Consider the following 20,454-nt stretch of genomic DNA (forward strand, 5'->3'; position numbering starts at 1 on the left):
GAGAATACGATACGCATCGCGAAGGAACCACTCTCACCAGCGGAAATCGGACAAACGTCGCCAACTGCCTGTCGATCCCTCGTACCAAGAAGTCGCTAGCGGTTGCCGACCGCGGTCAACGATCTAACATTCGACCGATGAGGCCCCACGGCGCCGAACAGCGTCGGTCATCGCCGGTACGTCGGACCCTCCGTCTCCTGGCCATCGCGACTCTCCTGGCGTCCATCGCCGGACTGCTGCAGCCCGTCGTCGCGTCCGCGGCCCCGCCCGCCGCGAACGCCGGCGTGAAGTGTGTGGGCTCCGCCGACGTCACCCTTCCCGAGGTCTACGACGCCATCGTCGAATCGCTAGCGCCGTCGCTGCCGTCCGGCGCGCGGGCGCAGGCTCTGGCGAGCCGCCCGGGGGTCCTGAAGCAACTGAAGTCGATGGGCGTCTCGGACACGACGATCTCCGAGCACCCGTCCGAGCTCGGCGTCACCGCGGACTCCCCGTACCCCAGCTACCGCGACCCGGTGAGCACCTTCATCGTCACCCAGCTGATCCGGGCGCGAGAAGGCAAGTCCGGCGCCCGGATCCGGCTCGACCAGATGACGCTGTCGCAGGCCGTGGAGACCGCCTACTTCTACATCTACGTGTCGTTCATCGTCCCGGCGTCGCTCATCTCCGCGACCGTGCCGCCGCTGTTCCCCGTCAACGGCGTCGGACTGGGCACCCTCATCACCCTGCCGCTGTCGTTGGGCGCGACGGGCATGAGCCTCATCCTCGGACAACTCAGCGACCGTCTCGCGTCGGCGTGCCTGGCCCGCAAGACGCAGAAACAGATCGACGACGTGCACGCCGCGCAGCAGACCGATCTCCGATTCACCAAACAGGTGCCGAAGATGCTGTACGACCTCGCGAGCCAGGTCCGCCTCGCCGACCGCTCGACGTGTCCGTCGATCGGCGTGCAGCCCCTGTCGCGCATCGTGACCCGCGCATCGGACTACCTGCGGCGCTCGGATCCGAAGTCCGCTCCGCGTGTCACCGACGCCGAGCGCAAGATCCAGTCCGCGCTGCGGACCACGCGCATCAACCGGGCGATCATCCCGACCGACCAGGCCGAGTTCACCACGGTCGAGTCGGTACTGGCGACGGTTCTCTCGTTCGCGCCGACCATCGGTGGTCCGATCACCAACGCGATCGTCGGACTCGGCGACCGCAACCTGGGCCCGGCGAACAAGCGGAACATCGTGCCGCTGGCCGACCTCCCGGTCCAGGACGCGCTCACCGGGATCGGGTACGGCTACGCGGTGACGACGCAGATCCTCGCGTACGTGACGGGCAACATCGGCAGTGGGATCGGCGCCGCGCTCGCCCCGGCGACCGGGGGACTGAACGTGTGGAACCTGGTCCCGTCGCCGTGGGGTCTCATCAACGCGCCCAACACCTACGGCATCTCCACCTACAACAACGTGCTGCGGTCACTGTGCTTCGCGGAGGACTACCGACCGCGGTGACCGCGGGACTAGGGTTCCCCCATGAGTGACTGGCGTGAGGACACCGGCGAGCACATCCGTGGCCTGATCCTGGCCGCCGACGCGGGGATCACCGAGGAACGCAAGTGGAAGAAACCGTCGAATCCCGATGGTGTGCCCACGTTCTCGTGTGACGGCCTGATCTGCACGCTGGAGACCTACAAGGACAAGCTGAAAGTCACCTTCGCCAAGGGTGCCTCGCTGCCGGATCCGTCGACGGTCTTCAATGCCAGCCTCGACGCCGGCACGCGCCGAGCCGTCGACATCAAGCAGACCGACACCATCGACGACGACGCCTTCACCGCTCTCATCCAGGCCGCGGTCGCGCTCAATCGGAGCTGATCAGAGTAGTTCCCGAACCGCGTCCGCGGCGGTGATGGACAAGGGATCCGCGGCCAGCTCGGCCAATGCCCCACGGAGACGGGCAATGTAGTCGCGCTCGGAACGCTCGACAATCGCGTCGTCAAGGTCGGCCGGGAAATGGTCGACTGCGAAACGAAACATGGGAAGCCTGGACTTTCGGTCGCCGGACATGGACGGACGCACCGATCGATCACGGTCGGGAGTCACGAGACGTCCGGCGCCGTCAGAGACCGACGCCAGGAACCGTAAGCAAAGCAAAGCCGGCGCCGCCGGGCAAGTGAAACGCTCAGACGATCCCGGGATGCCCCTGGTCGTCGACCGGAACGGGATCGGGTTCGTCGGACCTGCCCCGGACGGCCATCTGCAGGATCAGCAGCGGCGGATCCGAGTCGGGCACGAGCTCGCCGGCCGCATCGACGACGAGCCACCCGCCCTCGAGGAATCTCAGCCGGATGTTCTCCAGCGAGCCACGGACGATGTCCCCGTTGAGTGCTGCGCCCGCCTTCTCGAAGATCCGCTTGACGTCGTCCGGATGTGGGGTGTCCCGGTTGTCGCGCACATCCTTCCATGCCACTCCGGGGGGTGGATCGGTCAGCCATCGCAGTGCGCGCATGCGATGCACGTCCATGAGGACGACGTGGACGGGTGCGACTCGGGACAAGGCGGCCATCGCGAGCGCCTCCACCGACTTCGTCGTCTCGATGTGATCGACCTCGAACAGCACGCCGGGGATCCGCTTCTCGCCTGCGACGGGAAGCAGGTCGAGCACACCGTTGATCGACGTGTCTCTCAGGGGAGCGCGCACCGTTCCCCGCCACCGTCGAGGTGGTCGCGCCAGCATCGCCTGCGCCAAGGCGATGGTGTCCGCGACGTCGACGTTCCGGAGGGCTTCGGCGCTGGTGATCTGATTCCCGCCGGGGCCGGTGTCATCGCGAGCGAACAAGATGCGGGCCTCGTCCGACTCGGTGACCAAGCGGGCCGCCGGATCCCACAGCAGAGACGTCGCGAACGGAGGTACGCCCTGTCCTCCTCGGGGACGTACCCACGCTGCGGAGAGACTCCCGGCCGCCCCGGGAACCGGCCGGACATCGAGGTCGGTGGGTGGCGCGCCGGCACGGCCTCCACCACTCCAGCGAGCGAAGTCGGAGGCCAGCTCGCGGCCTCGAGTGCCGCCGGTGAGTTCGCCCAGGGCCCGGGCCAGCGACGTGCGATCCCGGGCGGTGCCGTCGCGACACAAGACTGCCGGCTCATCGGGCACGCGCAGGTCGACGAGGATCCACGAGCTCTGCGCCATAGCCGGACGGTACGGCACAAATGTGCGAGAAGCGCGCTCGCGACATGCGTGCGGCAGGATCGAGACCATGGCAGGTGAAGGAGTGGTCCGCGTCGCCGCTCGCCCGGTCCCGATGCAGGCGTGCGCGCATGTGCTCGCCGACGCATTCGCCGACGACCCCCTGATGTCGTCGATCTGGCCCGACCGCTCGCGCCGCGCAGTCGCGCTTCGTACCTACTTCACTGCGACCCTGTCCCACGAACACAGCGTGGTCGGCGTCGTCGAGTTCGTCGCGGTGGAGGGACGACCCGTGGCGGTCGCGGCATGGGACGGCCCGAACCGCGGGTCGGCCCTTGCCGGACTGTGGCGGACGCTCCGTGCCGCACCCGAACTGCTCTCAGCCCTGAGGACCCGTCTGCCCGTCGGGGTCGACGTTCGAAGACGCCTCGACGAGCACGAACCAGGTTCTCCGCATTGGACTCTTGTGAACCTCGGCGTGCATCCCGATCATCAGGGCAGCGGGCTGGCGCGCACCCTGCTGAATCACCGCCTCGCGGCGATCGACGCCGATGCCGCCGCGTCACACCTCGTATGCACCCGAGCAAAGAACGTCTCGCTCTACGAACGGTTCGGCTTCACCACCACAAAGGAATTCGGTCTGCGTGACGGCACGCCCCTGTGGGCGATGGATCGCCGATGGCGTGCTCTTTGTGACGCTCCTCCTCGCTACCCGGCGTGACTGCACATGACATGACCGATGGGCGTACATCTGTTCGGATGGTGCAGAATCGACTGCGATGAACGTCGAGCAACCCGCAGTGATGACGTGGACGCGACATACGAAGAGCGTGCAGTCACGCCACCCGTGGCTCGGAGCCTTCAATCTCGTGATCAGTTGCTTCATCGCATACTTTGCTGCGTCAGAACGGGTATGGGCGCCGGTAGCGTTCGCAGTCGTCCTTGCGTCGCCGACACCAGTGATGTTCACCAGGGCGGTCCTGCGCTTGACGGTGGACAAGGTTGCGGTGCATGTTCGACGCCAGCCTGCCACTCGCAACTCGGCCGTGTACCTCGGCGCAGGCACCGTCGCGGCCGGCCTCGTGCTGGTGGTGGGATATGCAGCGCAGCGTCGTCTGGACGTCTGTGGGTGCGGCAATCTCTGTTCTGGGGACGCTGCTCGCAGCATGGGCGTGGCGGGTCCAACCGTTCCGAATCACGCATGACGCCATCATTTTCGCGAATGAGGTGACGTTTCCGCTTGCCACCCTCACGGCGGCGATCGACTACGGGATCCGTAGCGACGACATTGCTCAGCTGAATGCGAACCGGACGCTGACAGGAGGCCCGAGGCGCTATCTGGCAGAGCGCGCTTACGGAATTCACCCGAACACCTCGCTGTCGACCATTCACCAGATTCAGGCGTGGATGCGGGATGGGGTGTCTGTCTCGCTCCACACCGTCGCCGACATGTTGTCGATTCCCGACCAGCCAGACGTGCCTGTGAGAGGCAGCGTCGAGTTCGAGCTTCGCGCAGGTACCACCCCGATCCGGGTCAGTGATCCATGTTCAGGCCCGGACCCGACGGATTCCCAGAGGCCCTGAGGCGCTCAGCATTGCGACGTTCCGTCGACTCATAGTGCCGGGCCGCATATCGGATGCGGTCCGCGCGCACATGCATCTCGTCCGTGATCTCCTTCGAGTGCTTCTCCAGCTTCTGGACCGCTTCTTCCAGCGCCCTCTTCGAGTCGCCCACCCAGCCCACGGCCTCACCGCGCATCGCGCCATACGCCGAGGACGCCGCGCGGCGGAACGCAATCTGCGCCTCGTCCACCTGATGGGCCGCGAAGAACAGATCGGCCGAGCGAACTGTGAGCTTGTCTCCGCCATCCACAGGGCGACCTCCGGTCAGACGATGCGTGTACGTCAGTACGGTAGCGTCGTTCGGCGTCAGAGGTTTGCCGGGTTCGACACTGGAGGAGCTGCAGGGTGGGTGGTCTCAGCGTGGCCGACATCGCCAGGTGGGATCCGGCCGCGCTGGGGCAAGTTGCCGACACAGCGAAGAAGTTGGCCGTGTCGGTCGACGAAACGGTGCAGCCCCTGCCAAACCTGCACGTCTTCGGCGTCTGGACCGGAACTGCGGCCGACAGCGCCCGCTGGGCGATGAAGGACACCCACACGAAAGCAGACGGCTTCGAAGGCGCCGTGAAGATCCTGGGCGGTGCGGCCTCCATCGCGCAGGGCGTCGTCGAGGGGCTGGTCCGCGCGCTGGTCGACATTCGTATCCAGGCGTCTGCACACGGATTCCGGATCAACGAGGCGGCCAACACGGTGGAGATCGCCATCTCCACTGCGCACTGGTCGGATGAGGACTTCGCGCAGCTGAAAGCCGACCAGCGAGAACTACAGGCGCGGGTGGACAAGCTCGTCGAGGAGGCGAATCGCGTCGACGACGATTTGGCGAAGGCGCTGTCGGTCGTGGGTGACGAGAAGGTCTTCTCGCAATCCGGTGAAAAGCTGACTTCGTTGGTGGTTGGCACGCTGGTGGGTGCGAAGACGGACCTCCTCGCAAAATACGGTTCCAAGGCGCTGGAGGCAGCGGACAGCAGCTTGAAGCCGTGGCTGAAAGAGATCAGCCTGCTGCAGACCAGCCGGATCGGAGTGGTCGGCAACGTCGCCATGATGATTCCCGCCGTCATCCAGGATGTCGGACAGGGCGACTCTGTCGCGAAGGCAGTCACCCGGGAAGCGGCGGGTACCGCAGCCGGTGTTGCTGCCTCGGCGGGCGCGGGGTGGCTCGCTTCGGCCGCAACGGGGGCAATTGCTGGATCTGCCTTGCCGGGGCCCGGAACTGTCATCGGGGCAGGAGTGGGTATCGCGGTTGCCGCGCTCGCCGGTGACGCGGTGTCCGGCGAAGTGTCCGACTGGGTGGGAAAACTGTGGGGATGACACAGTCTGCGAAGTACGTCTGGCAGCACGCCTCTCGGTCATGGATGCGGGATTGGCGGGCGCCACTCATCTGGGCCGCCGTGACCGTGATCCCTGGGATCAGCGCGTTTTGGTTGGGCAGATCGTGGTCAGGTGCAGGACTTCTCGTGCTGTCACTTGCTGCCTCACCTCCTTTGTTCCGGCCGCGGCCGCGCGTCGATGTCGTCGATGGCACCGCGGTCCGAGTTCGACAGAAGCCCTGGTTCATCAACACCTACTGCATGTTTCCGCTCTCTTTCTGGGCCGGTGCTGTGTTGATGACCTGCGAGCGGATAATCGGATCCCTGGACTCGACCGGCGTGCGCTACGCGTTCCTCCTCGTGTGTGCGTACGCAGGTGCGATCTTGTCGACCGTCCTGTGGTGGCGCTTTCGCGGAACCCTCATCGTCACGCCGATGACGGTGTCAGTGGATGCGCGCTACGAGGCGTCATTCCCCGGTCTCGAGGTGGACATCTCGAAGGCCGTCCGGGGCGGATTTCCATTCCTGGTACTGAAGCCTTCCGAGGGAAGACACCGAAACCTGTACCCCACCATGAGTTACGGCCTCGAGGCGAACTCCGTCTACTCGACATTGCGACACCTGGCGGAGACGGACGAGGCGACGCGGAAGACCTACAGCCCCGAGTTGATCCGAGAGATGTTGTTGTTCACTCCCGATCGTGAGGTCGCGGTGGGGGAGAGCATCGAGGTGCGGGTTGTCGCGCAGCCGGAGGTCCGGACGGCGTGACCGCACCCATCGATCCGCGGGCCCTCGGCCACCCGATGGCCACGGTGACACTGTTCGACGACTTCGCCACAACGGGTCTCGTCGTCGACGGTCTGCCCGACGGGTGGCGCAAAGTCCGTCGTGATGCCGAGATCGTCACCGTCTCAGACCTGTGGATCGACGTTGCGGAGGCCGAACAACAGGCGGACCGCGACCCCGCCGAGCGGTTCGTGTCGAACGCGCTCGCGACCGCGTGGCACCTCGCCGACCTCCCGGTCCCCGCCGAGCACCTGCTGGAGTTCGCCGAGGCGATGACCACGGGCGTGACGGGGTGGCACCTGCGACACCGCGAGGTCGACCCGATCAACGAGTGCGGTTCGACGCTCTGCGGAACGCTCGACTCGCCCTTCGGACCACTCGTCTCGAACTCACATGCGGTGATCCAGCAGAAGCCCGACGGGTCGTATGTCCTCGCCCAACTCGCGGTCACCGCGCTGCCTCACCACGGCGATGCCCTCGACGCGGTTCGGCTCCGCCCTGTCTGACCGTCGCGAGACCATGGACCCATGAGCGACACAGCCGTCACCCGCGCCGTCGAGGCCATCCGCTCTGCCACGACGGTGACCGTCCTGACCGGTGCCGGCATGTCGGCCGAGAGCGGGGTCCCCACCTTTCGTGACGTGCAGACCGGACTGTGGGCCAAATACGACCCGATGACCCTCGCGACAACGGACGCCTGGGACGACGACCCGGCCCTCGTCTGGGCCTGGTATCAGCGCCGCCGCGCGATGGTCCAGGCCGTCGAGCCGAACGACGGACATCGCGCCCTCGCTGACTGGGCGTCGACGGCAGACGTGCGTGTGGTGACGCAGAACGTCGACGACCTCCACGAGCGCGCGGGCAGCACCGACGTCGTCCACGTTCACGGCAGCTTGTTCGCCTGCCGCTGCGACACGTGTGGACGCGCGCACGAGGTCGAGGCGAGTGAGCCCGACGGCGATCGCGTCGACCCGCCCCGGTGCGAGTGCGGCGGCCGGGTGCGCCCAGGCGTCGTGTGATTCGGGGAGATGTTGCCGCGGAACGCGTTCGCCGAGGCGGAGACGCGTGCGGAGGCGTGCGACGTGTTCCTCCTCGTCGGCACGTCCGGTGTCGTCTATCCCGCGGCCGGTCTCCCCCACATCGCGCGGGGGTCCGGTGCGACGATCGTCGAGATCAACCCGCAGGAGACCGATCTGTCCGACGCCTGTGACATCACCGTCCGCGCGACGGCCGCGACCGCGCTACCGGAGATCGTGTCCGCGCTGCACTGACGATGGTCAGGTGCGGCTGGACAGCGTCTCCGTCAGCTTGGCGATGGCGAATCCCCACGCCTGACCCGCTGTCGGACGAGCCGGCACCGACACCTCGTCGGGATTCGTCATCATGTCGAGCAGCGCCGGACCGGGGTGGGCGAGCGCGGTGCGCACCGCCTCGGCGACGTCCCCGGGACGCGTGACCCGCTGCGCGTACAGGCCCATCGCCTGTGCCACGGCGGCGATGTCGGGGTTGTCGAGCTCAGTCCCGAACTCGGCCATCCCGGTCTGCTCCTGCTCGAGTTTCACCATGCCCAGGCGCTGATTGTCGAAGACGACGAACGTCACCGGCAGCGAGTAGGTGACCGCGGTGCGCAGATCCCCGAGGAGCATCATGAGCCCGCCGTCGCCGCAGAACGCGATGACCTGACGGTTCCGGTCGAGCGCCTGGATCCCCAGTGCCTGGGGCATCGCGTTCGCCATCGATCCGAGGTTGAACGACCCGACCAGCCGCCGGCGGTCACGGATCGTGACGAAGCGCGACAGCCACACCGTGGACATGCCCGTGTCCGAGGTGAAGACGGCGTCGTCGGCGGCGGTCTCGTCGACCGCGGCGGCGACGACCTCGGGTCGGATCAGCTCGTCGGGGTTGTCGAGGTGCTTGCGCACGCGACCCACGAGGGTGGAGTCATGGGCGGGATCGGCGAGTCGCTGCTGCGCGGCGTGCCACAGCTCGAACTCGGTTCGGTGATGGTCCAGGAACGACCGGCTCGTCTTGGGGGCAACTCGTTCGACGAGTCGGGCCACGGCGTCACCGGCATCGCCGACAACTCCGACGGACACCGACACCCGCCGGCCGATGTGCTCTGCGCGCGTGTCGATCTGGACCACAAGCTTGTCGTGCGGTAGCCAGTCGCGGTACGGGAAGTCGGTGCCGACCAGAAGCAGAGCATCCGCCTGATGCAGGGCGAGGTGTGCGGCCGGGTTCCCGATGAGACCGGACTGTCCGATCTGGAAGGGGTTGTCACCCTCGAAGCCGTCTTTGGCCTTCAGCGTCAGCACCATGGGGGCGGCGAGGCGGTCGGCCAGTCGCAGAACGTCCGCGCGGGCGTTCCGCGCGCCGTGGCCGACGAGCATGGCCACCGACGACGCCTCGTCGAGGATCTTCACGGCGTCGGCGATGTCGTCGGCGTCGGCGATGGAGCCCGCATGGCGCGGGGCGAACCGCGGCGTTCCCTCAGGGGCGTCCATCGCGCCGATGTCACCGGGGATGGTCAGGATGGCGACGCCGGACAATGCCAACGCCGAGTTGACCGCCTGCTCCAGCAGATACGGCATCTGCGCCGGCGACGACACCGTGGCCCGATAGACCGCGACGTCGGCGAAGACGGCGTCGTTGTCCACCTCCTGGAAGAAATCGGTACCCATGTTCTCGCTGGGCACCTGACCGCAGATCGCGAGCATCGGCGCGTGTGACTTCTTCGCGTCGTACATCCCGTTGATGAGGTGCAGCGAACCCGGCCCGACGGTGCCCATGCACACCCCGAGGGTCCCCGAGATCTGGGCCTGCGCACCGGCAGCGAACGCGGCCGCCTCCTCGTGCCGTACGCCGATCCACTCGAGGCGGTCGTCGTCGCGGATGGCGTCGGTGATCGGGTTCAGGGCGTCACCGACGACACCCCACACCTGGCGCACCCCCAGATCACCGAGGGCCGAGACGATCATGTGCGCGATGTCAGGCATGGGGTTCCTGTCTTGTCGGTGGTCAGACGTGCGTGGGGACGAAACTGTCGGCGTCTGCGTGAGACCAGTCGTCGGCCCAGCCGACCGGCGGATCGCGAAGCAGGACACCGGGTTCGAGCCACTCGTAGATCTCGGCGTAGGACCGCTGCATCACCGGGCCCAGCCGTTTGCGCAACATGGACGGGGACAGCGCGCTGGGGTCGGTGACACCCATCGACGCCATGATCCGCATCGCCTCGGACACGGTGGCCTGCTGGTAGCGGTACACCCGCGCGCTCTTGTCGGTGACGTCGAGAGCGCGCGCCCGTGCGGGGTCCTGCGTGGCGACGCCGACGGGGCAGTGGTTGGTGTGGCACCGCTGGGACTGGATGCAGCCGACGGCCATCATCATCGCGCGGGCGGCGTTCGTGTAGTCGGCACCCTGGATGAGGCGTTTGACGATGTCGGTACCGGTCGCGACCTTGCCGCTCGCGCCGATCGTGATGCGATCACGCAGCCCCGCCCCGACGAGCGCGTTGTGCACGGTCATCAGTCCGTCCGTGAGGGGGAGCCCGACGTGGTCCTCGTACTCGAGAGGCGCTGCGGCCGTTCCACCTTCGGCGCCGTCGACGATGATGAAGTCCGGGGTGACGTTCTCGTCGAGCATGGCCTTGCAGATGCCGAGCAGCTCCACGCGCGACCCGACGCACAGCTTGAACCCGACGGGCTTGCCGTCGGCCAGCTCGCGCATCCGGGCGATGAAGCGGATCAGCCCGCGGGGCGTCGAGAACTCGCTGTGCCCGGCCGGACTGACACACTTCTCACCCTGGGGGACACCGCGGTACTCCGCGATCTCGGCGCTCACCTTCGACGCGGGGAGCACGCCGCCGATGCCTGGCTTCGCACCCTGGCTCAGCTTGAGCGACAGGCATTTGACGTTCTCGTCCGCGGCCTTGCGGGCGAACTCGTCGGGGTCGAAGCGGCCGTCGTCGGTGCGGCACCCGAAGTAGCCCGACCCGATCTCCCAGACGACGTCCGCGCCACCCAGGTGATACGGCGTGAGGCCACCCTCACCGGTGTCGTGGGCGAAGCCGCCCCGCTGTGCACCGGCGTTCAACGCGCGCAACGCGTTCGCCGACAGCGCACCGAAGCTCATCGACGAGACGTTCAGCAGCGACATCTCGTAGGGCTGGGTGCAGTCGGGCCCGCCGATCCGGACGCGCGGCGGGTTGTCGGGGGGATCGAGCGGTGCGGTCGAGTGCGTGAGGTACTCGTACCCGTCCTGGTCGAGGTCGCGCTCGGTGCCGAAGGACAGCTCCGCCGCAGTGCCCTTGGCACGCTCGTAGATCAACGATCGGACGTCGCGGTCGAACGGGCGACCGTCGAAGTTCCGTTCGATGAAATACTGCTGCAGTTCCGGGCGCAGTGCCTCCAGCAGGTACCGCATGTGGCCCAGCACGGGATAGTTCCGCAGCACCGAGTGGCGTCGTTGGATCAGGTCGTATACGCCGACGACGGCCACGATCCCGACGACAACGGCCGGGATGATCCATCCCCACCCGACGAACACCGCGCCGACGATGCATCCCGCGGTGGCAAGCACCAGCGCCGCGACGAGGGCGACGCGCATCATCGCGAGCACCGTCCGTCAGGCGGGACGCTCACGAGTGCGACGATTCGTCGTCCGGGGTGGGCGAGGCTGTCGCCGCCCGGATGTCCCGATCCTGTCGTTCGGCCACTGTTGTCCGCTCCCGTCCACGCGCTCAGGCACGTCGTGATCACGACAGTCGCGGGTGCTTCACGACAGGCGCGGCGAACGCTACCCCCCGACCGACCGGCGGGCAACGACGGATCCCGGAACGTCCTGTGCCGGCGGGGGTTCAGGTCGGGGTTGCGGGATTTGCCGCTTTGACCTGCGTGCGGTCGCCCGCGTCAGGCGGCGTTCTCCTCGCGGTCGGCGATCACCTTGGCGGGCGGGAGGCCGATGCTGTCGTCGTGGCCGCGGAAGTTCTCCAGCCACCAGCGCCAGTCGTCGCAGACGAGCTCGAACGGGGTCTCGTGTCCGAGTTCGCGTGCGGCCCAGACGGGCCAGTGGGGGTTGGCGAGTGCGGGACGGCCCAGCAGGACGAGGTCGATCAGCTCGTCGCGGATCACGCTGTCGGCCATCTCCGGCACGCCGAGATTCCAGCTGGTGGCGACGGGGATCCCGATCTCGCGCTTGACCCGCGTCGCCCGTGACAGCATGAAACCGGGCTTGTCCATGACGTTCTCGCGCATGTCGTCGGTGTTGAAGCCCAGAGAGATGTCGGCGAGGTCGAGGCCGTGCTCGGCCATCCAGCCGATCGCGGTGACGGAGTCGTCGAACTGTGTGCCGTCGGGGTGCAGGTCGTCGGAGCCGAGGCGCATCGTCAGTGGGAACTCCTCCGGCCACACGGCGCGGACGGCGTCGAGCGCCTCGAGGTGGAACCGCGCACGGTTCTCCAGGCTGCCGCCGTACTGGTCGGTCCGCTGGTTGGCCAGCGGCGAGAAGAAGCTCGCGCCGAGATAGCCGTGGGCGTAGTGCATCTCGAGCCACTGGTAGCCGGCCTCGGCGGCGCGACGGGCGGCGTCGGCGTAACTCTGCATGAGGTCGGCGATCTCCTCGACGGTCAGCTCGTGCACGTCGAACGAGTGGTCACCGCCGTAGGGGATGGCGGACGGTGCGCGGCAGGTCCAGCCCTGCGGGTGGTCCGGCGGGAGTTGTGCGCCGCCGGGGAAACCGTCGATGGTCTTGTACTTCGGCACCTCGCTGCCCTTGCGGCCGGTGTGGCCGAGCTGGATGGCAGGCACGCCGCCGAAGCTCTTGATGATGTCGGTGACGCGCTTGTGTCCCTCGATCTGGCTGTCGTCCCAGATCCCGGCGCACGACGTCGACGTGCGGCCGTCGGGGGTGATGGCGATCTGTTCGGGGAAGACGAGACCGAAGCCGCCGGCGGCGCGGGCGCCGAGATAGCTGACGTGGAAGTCGTCCATCGTCCCGTCGGTGGAGCGGTACATGGTCATCGGTGACATCGCGATGCGGTTGCGCAGCGTGACGCCCTTGAGGGTGAACGGGGAGAAGAGGTCGGGCACGGCGAGCTCCTGGGGTGAGCGGGTGATCCGGATGCGCCTCTGCACCCGCGGACCCCCATTACCGCATGCGTGAGAGACGGTCCGATTACGCCGGACTACGGTCTCCGTTACGCCCGTCTCACCTGGCCGGAGGTCGACGCGTGAGGCGCTGTGATCAGCGCGCGTCGGGTGCTGCGGAGGTGTCGCCGTGGTGGCGCCAGTCCGCGTCGTACTCGGCGAGCTGCTCGGGGCTGGGCCGCCCGGCGGGAGCGATGGAACCGTTGGTCAGGATCGCCCGTCGGAGGATGGTCGCCGAGGTCGCGAAGCCGACCACCATCACCAGCAGGCAGACGACGGCGGTGAGGTCGTCGCCGCGGGCGAAGCGCCACACGGTGAGACCGAATGCGGCGAGACCGATCACCATGCAGACGTACCCGAACCAGACGGTCGGGGCGGACATCGACTTCTGGGGTGTGCTCACAGCGGAACCTCTCGTCGGGCCCGCCGTGGCGAGCGTCATCGCGTCATCTGCATCACTATCCACGGTACGCCGCCGTCAGGTGGGCCGCCACGATCTGTGATGTCTATTCCGTTGTCGCAGTGGCGATTAGACCGCTTGGTCTGATTCCGCACGTCGGGCGAATGGCAGGTCGACGAGGCGCCCGCGCCGGCGGGCTCGGTATGTCCGGAAAACGACTTTCCCGATGTCGTTGCCCCTGCGTACTGTCGGGGCGATGTCCCTCGCACCCGCCCCGGAACGCACGCTGAGCGCTGCGTCGGTGGCTCGTGCCGACGATCCGCGGCAGACGGTCGACTGGCGCCGGATGCGGGGTCGCGCGATGGGCGTCGCGCTGACCCTCCTCGTGGTCGCGTCGATCGCCGAGGCCATCGGCACGGTCGTGGTCGGACGCGTCGCCGACGGGCCGACCCTGAGCCTCGTCGTCGTCCTCGGCATTGCGCTTATCGGGTCCGCCGTGCTCGACGCGATCGGCCGCACGGTGTGGACGTCGGTGTCCGACCGCGCCGAGGGCGCCCTGCGCGACGACCTGCTGACCGCCGCGCTGGGCCAGCCGCTGTCGGTGCTGTCCGAGACGGCCGTGGGCGAGATCCTCGACCGCGTCGACGACGACACCCACGAGGTCGGGTCCCTCGTCCGCCTCCAGCTGTGGGACGCGCTGCGGACCGTCGTGCTTGTCCTCCCGATGTGGATCGTCGCGGGCCTCACGTGGTGGCCCGCCTGGATCCTCTTCCCGATCGTCGCGTCGGCGGTGCTGCTCTCGATCCGTCCGCTCCTGGGCGTCCTCACCGACCGCAAGGTCGTCGAGGAGATGGCGTGGACCGACCACGCGGCGGCGCTGGAGGAGGGCATCGCCGCCCGCGACGACCTCCGCACCAGCCTCGGCCAGGCGTTCGTGCTGCGGCGCAACGGCGAACTCGCCGCCGCGGTGCACCGCGCGTTCCTCACGGTGGTGCGGATCCAGGCGCGGATGACCGTCCGCGCCGGACTGCTGCTGCACCTGCTGATGGCCGTCATCGCGGTGGCCGGGGCGCTGCTCGTCGCGGGTCGCCACCTCGAGGTCGGCGCGCTGGTGACGCTGTTCCTGGTGTCGACGACGTTCGTCGGCCAGATCAACCAGCTCGCCCGGCACCTCCCGGACCTGCAGGCCGGCATGGGTGCGATCGTCCGCCTGCGGCAGCTGCTGGCCGCGCCGCCCGAGCCGGTCGGCGGCCTGTCGCTGCCCGACGGGCCGCTCGACGTCACCATCACCGACCTCGAGTTCGCCTACGACGAGGGCACGTTCGCCCTGTCCGGCATCGATCTGCACATCGCGGCCGGCACCACCTGCGCCCTCGTCGGTAGGACGGGGTCAGGCAAGTCGACACTCGCCGCACTCATCTCCCGTGCGGTCGACCCGCCCGTCGGGACGGTGCGCCTCGGCGGGGTCGACGTCACCGAACTCGACCTGCACCGCCTGCGCGCCGCCGTCGGTGTCGTCACCCAGCGGACCGAGATCGTCGCGGGCACGCTCGCCCAGAACATCGCCCTGTTCGGCGACGTCCACCGCGAGCGCATCGCCGAGGCTGTCGCCGACCTGCAGCTCACCGACTGGGTCGCCGGACTTCCCGCGGGCCTCGACACCCCGCTCGGCCCGGGCGGCACGACGCTCTCGGCGGGGGAGGAGCAGCTCGTCGCGTTCGCCCGCCTGCTGGTGCGCGACGTGCGCATCGTCGTGCTCGACGAGGCGACGGCCCGCATGGACCCGCTCACCGAGGCGCGGGTGGTCCGCGCCGCCGACCGGCTGCTCGCCCGCCGCACCGGTCTGCTGATCGCTCACCGACTCACCACGGTCGCCCGCGCCGACACCGTCGCGGTCCTCGACCGCGGCAGGCTCATCGACCACGGACCACAGTCGGTGCTCGCGCAGCGTCCGGGACCGTTCCGGACCCTGCTCGACGCGGCCGCCACGCACACCTCGTCGGAACCGGTCGAGACGACCGGCGGATCGGTCGGAGCCGTTCGGCGACAAGGTGATCCACCGCCGACCCGCGGCGTCGAGAGCGGCCCCAGCCTCGGGCGCGGGGTCGTCTCGCTGCTTCGCGTGCACCCCGAGTGGGGCCTGTTCGGTGCCGCACTGTTCCTCAGCGCCGCGCTCACCGGTGCGTTCGGTGCGGTCACCGCCGCCCTGTGGGGTCACGTCGTGGCCGCAGTCGGTCGCGGCGACGTCCCGACCCTCCTGCTGGTGGGTGTGGTGGTCAGCCTGATCGTCTCGCCGTTCCTCGTGGCCGGCGCCGTCCTGCGCTACACCCGCTGGTGGGTCGACGGGTTGCTGCGCGTGCGCACCTCGGTGCTCATGGCGCAGACCGAACAGCACCGCCTGCCGCGGACGCCGCCGGGCGAGATCGTCGCGCGCGCACTCGACGCCGACCGCTTCATCCGCTACGCCGACCGCTGGGTCGACGTCGTCAACGGCATCATCGTCGTGGTCGTCACGACGATCATGGCCGGCAGCCTCCTGGCCGGATCGGTCCTGATGGTCGTGATGGTCGCCGCCGCAGCGGCTTCCGCGGTCGGCCGTCCGTTCGCCGGGAGGTCGGCGGCCGCGGCGTCGGCGACCCGCGCCGCCTTCGGACGGTCGCTGGTCTCGGTGCTGGAGAGTGCGCGCACCATCAAGCTCGCCGCCGCGACCGAGGACGCCCACCGCCACCTCACCCGCACCGACGCCGGTCGCGTCGACGCGGCGGTGCGCGAACACCGCATCCAGTCGATCCTCATCGGCGTGCCCGTCGTGCTGGTGTACGCCGGAGTGGTCGCCGCGTGGGCCGTCTTCCTGGCCGGCGGCTGGGGCCTGGCGACCGCACTCCTGGTGTCGGGCACGGTGATCGGCTTCGACTGGTTCGGCCGGGTCGCGGGTGCGGTGATCACCGAAGCCCCCGGCACGAGAGCGTGGCAGCGGGTCACAGCCCGCTTCGCGGGCGGTCGGGACCTCATGGCCGTGCCGCGCGCCGTCGACCTCCTCCGCGGGTCGTCGCCGCCCCCGGAATCACCGACACGTGTCCCTCTCGAGCGCCTGTCGGTGCACTCCTTCGACGCCGTCCACTCCGACGGCACCATCGGTGCCACAGGCATCGACATCCACGTCGACGCGGGCGAACTCGTCCTGCTCCTCGGACAGGTCGGGTCGGGCAAGTCGAGCCTGCTGTCCGCGCTCGCCGGTCTCATCGACCACCGCGGTGAGATCCGCTGGAACGACGAGACCGTCACCGACACGCAGGCGTTCCTGCGTCCGGGTCAGGTGGCGCACGTCGCTCAGGTGCCGCGGGTGCTGTCGGGGACTTTCGCCGAGAACATCCGCGTCGACCACGACCGTCGCATCGACGGTGCCGTCGATGACGCGCGCCTCGCCCCCGACGTCGCCGCGGCCGGCGGGGTCGACGCGGTGATCGGCCACCGCGGGGTGCGACTGTCCGGCGGTCAGGTCCAGCGGCTCGCCCTCGCGCGGGCACTCGCCAGTGAGCCCGAGCTGCTCCTCGCCGACGACGTGTCGTCGGCGTTGGACGCGACCACGGAGGTCGAGCTGTGGCGGTCGCTGCGCGAGCGGGGGACCGCGGTGCTCGGCGCCACCAGCAAGCGTGCCGCGCTCGCCCAGGCCGATCGGGTGGTGGTGCTCGTCGACGGGACTGTCGCGGCGATGGGTGCGTGGCGCGACCTCGAGTCGTCGTGGGGTCACCTCGCCGGCTGATGCGGCGGAGAAAACGCGACAATCACTCTTGACTCAGTCCAGAAAACTGACATAGTGGTGAGCGTGGCCACACGAGGAGATGCAGAGCAGCAGTTGCGCTCGGCGTCGCTCCGTGTCACCCGCCCGCGGGTGGCGGTGCTCGACGTCGTCGACGCACACCCGCATGCCGACACCGATTCCATCTTCACGGCCGTTCGCGAGACTCTGCCCGACGTGTCTCGGCAGGCCGTGTACGACGTCCTCGGCGCACTGTCCGCGTCGGGGCTCGTCCGCAAGATCCAGCCCACGGGATCGGTGGCCCGGTACGAGTCACGCGTGGGGGACAACCACCACCACGTCGTGTGCCGGGTGTGCGGGGCCATCGCCGACGTCGACTGCGCCGTCGGTGACTCCCCGTGTCTGCACGCCTCGGACGACAACGGTTTCGTCATCGACGAGGCCGAGGTCATCTACTGGGGCACCTGCCCCGATTGCACACCCACGCTCCGATCGCAGCCGTGATCGAGATCAGCTCAGTTCACCACCCCCGGAAGGAAAGCTGTGTCTGAAGACCACACAACCCGCGAAAAAGAGATGAACCAGGATCAGCCCGAGGAGCATGCCGGTTCGCATGCGCCCGGCTGCCCGGTCGTCGGCGGTCACCGCAAGTACCCCGTCGAGGGGTCCAGCTCGCGGGACTGGTGGCCGGAGAAGGTGAACCTGCGGATCCTGGCGAAGAACCCCGACGTCATCAACCCCGAGGGCGCCGACTTCGACTACGCATCCGAGTTCGCCAAGCTCGACCTGGCCGAGGTCAAGTCCGACCTCACCGCGGTCATGACCGACTCCAAGTCGTGGTGGCCCGCCGACTGGGGTCACTACGGCCCCTTCTTCATCCGCATGGCGTGGCACTCGGCCGGCACCTACCGCGTGCACGACGGTCGCGGTGGCGCGGGCGCCGGCATGCAGCGCTTCGCGCCGCTGAACAGCTGGCCGGACAACGCCTCGCTCGACAAGGCCCGCCGCCTGCTGTGGCCGGTCAAGCAGAAGTACGGCCGCCAGCTGTCCTGGGCCGACCTCATCGTGCTCACCGGCAACGTCGCACTGGAGTCGATGGGCTTCCAGACCTTTGGGTTCGCCGGCGGCCGCGAGGACCGCTGGGAGCCCGAGGAGGACGTCTACTGGGGCCCCGAGCACACCTGGCTCGGCGACGAGCGTTACACCGGCAACCGTGAGCTCGAGGAGCCGCTCGGTGCCGTGCAGATGGGCCTCATCTACGTCAATCCCGAAGGCCCCAACGGCAACCCGGATCCGCAGCTGTCGGCCAACGACATCCGCGAGACCTTCGGCCGCATGGCGATGAACGACGTGGAGACCGCGGCGCTCGTCGTCGGCGGCCACACGTTCGGCAAGGTGCACGGCGCCGGTGACCCCGAGAAGTACATCGGGCCCGAGCCCGAGGGTGCCCCGATCGAGCAGCAGGGCCTCGGCTGGAAGAACAGCTTCGGCACCGGCAACGCGGAGTACACCATCACGTCCGGCATCGAGGGCGCATGGACGCCGACGCCGACGAAGTGGGACAACTCCTACCTCGAGACGCTGTACGGCTACGAGTGGGAGGTCCACAAGGGTCCCGGTGGCGCCAACCAGTGGCGTCCGAAGGACGGTGCCGCAACCGATCTCATCGACGACGCCCATGTCGAGGGCAAGAAGAACCCGCCGATGATGCTCACCAGCGACATGGCGATGCGCGTCGACCCGATCTACGAGAAGATCACGCGTCGCTGGCTGGAGAACCCGGCCGAGCTGGCCGACGAGTTCGCCAAGGCCTGGTACAAGCTGACCCACCGCGACATGGGCCCCATCGAGCGCTATCTCGGACCCGAGGTGCCCTCGGAGGAGCTGCTGTGGCAGGACCCGGTTCCGGCCGTCGAGGGCCAGCTCATCGGTGACGCCGAGATCGCTCAGCTCAAGGAGCAGATCCTGTCGTCGGGCCTCACCATCTCGCAGCTGGTGAAGACCGCGTGGGCGTCCGCGTCGTCGTTCCGCAACTCCGACAAGCGCGGTGGCGCCAACGGCGGTCGCATCCGTCTGCAGCCGCAGGCCGGGTGGGAGGCCAACGAGCCCGACGAGCTCGCCCAGGTGATCAGCAAGCTGGAGAGCATCCAGGAGTCGTTCAGCGGCACCGTGTCGTTCGCCGACCTCGTCGTCCTCGGTGGCGTCGCGGCGGTCGAGAAGGCCGCGAAGAACGCCGGTGTCGACATCACCGTGCCGTTCACGCCGGGTCGCACCGACGCCACCCAGGAGAAGACCGACGTCGAGTCGTTCTCCTACCTGGAGCCGCGGGCCGACGGGTTCCGCAACTACCTCGGCAAGGGACTTCGCCTCTCGGCGGAGTACCTGCTGGTCGACAAGGCCAACCTGCTGGGCATCTCGGCCCCGCAGATGACGGTCCTCGTCGGTGGCCTGCGTGCCCTGGGTGCGAACTACAAGGACTCGAAGCTGGGTGTCTTCACCGACAAGTCCGAGACGTTGAGCAACGACTTCTTTGTCGAGCTGCTCGACATGGACACCGTGTGGGAGCCCACCGACGACGAGAACGGCACGTTCGTCGGCAAGGACCGGGAGACCGGTGCCGAGAAGTTCACCGCGAGCCGCGTCGACCTGATCTTCGGGTCGAACTCGGAGCTGCGGGCGATCAGCGAGGTCTACGGCGCGAGCGACGCCAAGGACAAGTTCGTCCGCGACTTCGTCGCCGCGTGGACCAAGGTCATGGAGGCCGATCGTTTCGACCTGCACCGCTGAGGTCGTGACGGCTGACTGACAGCCACACCCGGACGCCCCGTGAACCACTCGGTTCGCGGGGCGTCCGTCGTCTGCGCGTCGTCCGTGCTCAGACCGCGCCGGGCGGTGCGGCCCAGGGGATGACGGCGACCTGTCGGTCACCGCGATCCTCGACCACGAGCACCGTCGCGCCCACCTCGATCTCCACCTCGGCGGACGCGAGGTACGTCTCGCGCGTCCCTCCGACACGGATCTCCACCTCGCCGATGCATCGCGAGGTCCCACGCCCAGCCGCATATGCCGGTCCGCGAGCACTCCGAGATCGCTCTCGCGGTTCGAGACGCAGGCGGTGGCCGCTCGGCGACGTCGGGCGAACACGACGTCGATCTGATCCCGTCGGGCGGGCGCAAGCTCGGCCCGATCGACTGGATCTCCTTCACTGAGCTGCCGGCGAGAAAGCCGTGGCGGCGGCGAATCACTGGCCGCCGCCACGAAGTGCGATCC

17 protein-coding genes and 1 pseudogene are annotated in these 20,454 nt (G+C 68.4%); 11 read left to right on the plus strand and 7 right to left on the minus strand.

What is annotated here, in order from left to right; all coding sequences use genetic code 11:
* Positions 1–137 precede the first annotated feature (137 nt).
* Together Q1A98_RS15800 and Q1A98_RS15805 are read left to right on the plus strand one after the other, a co-directional pair.
* The gene (locus Q1A98_RS15800) at positions 138–1,496 is read left to right on the plus strand and encodes a hypothetical protein (protein ID WP_299575268.1); all 1,359 of its coding nucleotides are present in this window, start codon (positions 138–140) and stop codon (positions 1,494–1,496) included.
* Between the two features lie 21 nt (positions 1,497–1,517).
* On the plus strand, positions 1,518–1,856 hold the full coding sequence (locus tag Q1A98_RS15805; protein WP_299575270.1) for a DUF1801 domain-containing protein: 339 nt from the start codon (positions 1,518–1,520) through the stop codon (positions 1,854–1,856).
* A 307-nt stretch (positions 1,857–2,163) separates the two neighbouring features.
* Here Q1A98_RS15805 and Q1A98_RS15810 read toward each other — a convergent pair whose 3' ends face one another.
* Positions 2,164–3,171 carry a hypothetical protein gene (locus Q1A98_RS15810; RefSeq protein ID WP_299575272.1) on the minus strand — a complete coding sequence of 336 codons (1,008 nt, stop codon included), beginning with the start codon at positions 3,169–3,171 and terminating at the stop codon, positions 2,164–2,166.
* Positions 3,172–3,238: 67 nt separating this feature from the next.
* Between Q1A98_RS15810 and Q1A98_RS15815 the strand changes: the two genes are divergently transcribed.
* Together Q1A98_RS15815 and Q1A98_RS15820 are read left to right on the plus strand one after the other, a co-directional pair.
* Positions 3,239–3,889 (plus strand): GNAT family N-acetyltransferase, encoded by a 651-nt coding sequence (locus Q1A98_RS15815; RefSeq protein WP_299575274.1) that lies wholly within the window; start codon positions 3,239–3,241, stop codon positions 3,887–3,889.
* 290 nt (positions 3,890–4,179) lie between these two features.
* Positions 4,180–4,752: a hypothetical protein gene (locus Q1A98_RS15820; RefSeq protein ID WP_299575276.1), complete on the plus strand. Its 573-nt coding sequence runs from the start codon at positions 4,180–4,182 to the stop codon at positions 4,750–4,752.
* On the opposite strand, the gene Q1A98_RS15825 is transcribed toward Q1A98_RS15820, so the two are convergent.
* Positions 4,703–5,041, minus strand: a complete 339-nt coding sequence (locus Q1A98_RS15825; RefSeq protein ID WP_299575277.1) for a hypothetical protein — start codon at positions 5,039–5,041, stop codon at positions 4,703–4,705. The genes Q1A98_RS15820 and Q1A98_RS15825 overlap by 50 nt on opposite strands.
* Positions 5,042–5,151: 110 nt before the next feature.
* On the opposite strand from Q1A98_RS15825, the gene Q1A98_RS15830 reads away from it, so the two are divergent.
* The 4 genes and pseudogenes from Q1A98_RS15830 to Q1A98_RS15845 all read left to right on the plus strand — a co-directional run bounded on the left by Q1A98_RS15830 (position 5,152) and on the right by Q1A98_RS15845 (position 8,152).
* On the plus strand, positions 5,152–6,096 hold the full coding sequence (locus tag Q1A98_RS15830; protein WP_299575279.1) for a hypothetical protein: 945 nt from the start codon (positions 5,152–5,154) through the stop codon (positions 6,094–6,096).
* A gap of 146 nt (positions 6,097–6,242) precedes the next feature.
* On the plus strand, positions 6,243–6,863 hold the full coding sequence (locus Q1A98_RS15835) for a hypothetical protein (protein ID WP_299575281.1): 621 nt from the start codon (positions 6,243–6,245) through the stop codon (positions 6,861–6,863).
* On the plus strand, positions 6,860–7,387 hold the full coding sequence (locus Q1A98_RS15840) for a hypothetical protein (protein ID WP_299575282.1): 528 nt from the start codon (positions 6,860–6,862) through the stop codon (positions 7,385–7,387). The genes Q1A98_RS15835 and Q1A98_RS15840 overlap by 4 nt, the downstream gene beginning before the upstream one ends.
* A gap of 21 nt (positions 7,388–7,408) precedes the next feature.
* Positions 7,409–8,152 (plus strand): annotated as a pseudogene (locus Q1A98_RS15845) (NAD-dependent deacylase).
* A 6-nt stretch (positions 8,153–8,158) separates the two neighbouring features.
* Here Q1A98_RS15845 and Q1A98_RS15850 read toward each other — a convergent pair.
* The 4 genes from Q1A98_RS15850 to Q1A98_RS15865 form a co-directional block, all read right to left on the minus strand.
* A complete protein-coding gene (locus tag Q1A98_RS15850) occupies positions 8,159–9,877 on the minus strand; it encodes a thiamine pyrophosphate-dependent enzyme (RefSeq protein ID WP_299575284.1) in 1,719 nt (572 codons plus the stop codon).
* Positions 9,878–9,899: 22 nt separating this feature from the next.
* The gene (locus Q1A98_RS15855) at positions 9,900–11,489 is read right to left on the minus strand and encodes an FMN-binding glutamate synthase family protein (protein ID WP_299575286.1); all 1,590 of its coding nucleotides are present in this window, start codon (positions 11,487–11,489) and stop codon (positions 9,900–9,902) included.
* A 299-nt stretch (positions 11,490–11,788) separates the two neighbouring features.
* Positions 11,789–13,012, minus strand: coding sequence for an NADH:flavin oxidoreductase/NADH oxidase (locus tag Q1A98_RS15860; protein WP_299575288.1), 1,224 nt, complete (start codon positions 13,010–13,012; stop codon positions 11,789–11,791).
* A gap of 109 nt (positions 13,013–13,121) precedes the next feature.
* Entirely contained in the window at positions 13,122–13,427 is a 306-nt protein-coding gene (locus Q1A98_RS15865; protein WP_299575290.1) for a hypothetical protein, read from the minus strand.
* Between the two features lie 253 nt (positions 13,428–13,680).
* Between Q1A98_RS15865 and Q1A98_RS15870 the strand changes: the two genes are divergently transcribed.
* From Q1A98_RS15870 to katG, 3 genes are all read left to right on the plus strand, one after another.
* Positions 13,681–17,187 (plus strand): ATP-binding cassette domain-containing protein, encoded by a 3,507-nt coding sequence (locus Q1A98_RS15870; RefSeq protein WP_299575292.1) that lies wholly within the window; start codon positions 13,681–13,683, stop codon positions 17,185–17,187.
* Positions 17,188–17,250: 63 nt separating this feature from the next.
* Positions 17,251–17,688, plus strand: coding sequence for a Fur family transcriptional regulator (locus Q1A98_RS15875; RefSeq protein WP_299575294.1), 438 nt, complete (start codon positions 17,251–17,253; stop codon positions 17,686–17,688).
* Positions 17,689–17,760: 72 nt separating this feature from the next.
* Positions 17,761–19,971 (plus strand): catalase/peroxidase HPI, encoded by a 2,211-nt coding sequence (gene katG, locus Q1A98_RS15880; RefSeq protein ID WP_299575295.1) that lies wholly within the window; start codon positions 17,761–17,763, stop codon positions 19,969–19,971.
* 88 nt (positions 19,972–20,059) lie between these two features.
* On the opposite strand, the gene Q1A98_RS15885 is transcribed toward katG, so the two are convergent.
* Positions 20,060–20,209 (minus strand): hypothetical protein, encoded by a 150-nt coding sequence (locus tag Q1A98_RS15885; RefSeq protein ID WP_299575297.1) that lies wholly within the window; start codon positions 20,207–20,209, stop codon positions 20,060–20,062.
* Positions 20,210–20,454 lie beyond the last annotated feature (245 nt).

Source organism: uncultured Williamsia sp. (assembly GCF_947494875.1).
Classification (GTDB): domain Bacteria; phylum Actinomycetota; class Actinomycetes; order Mycobacteriales; family Mycobacteriaceae; genus Williamsia_A.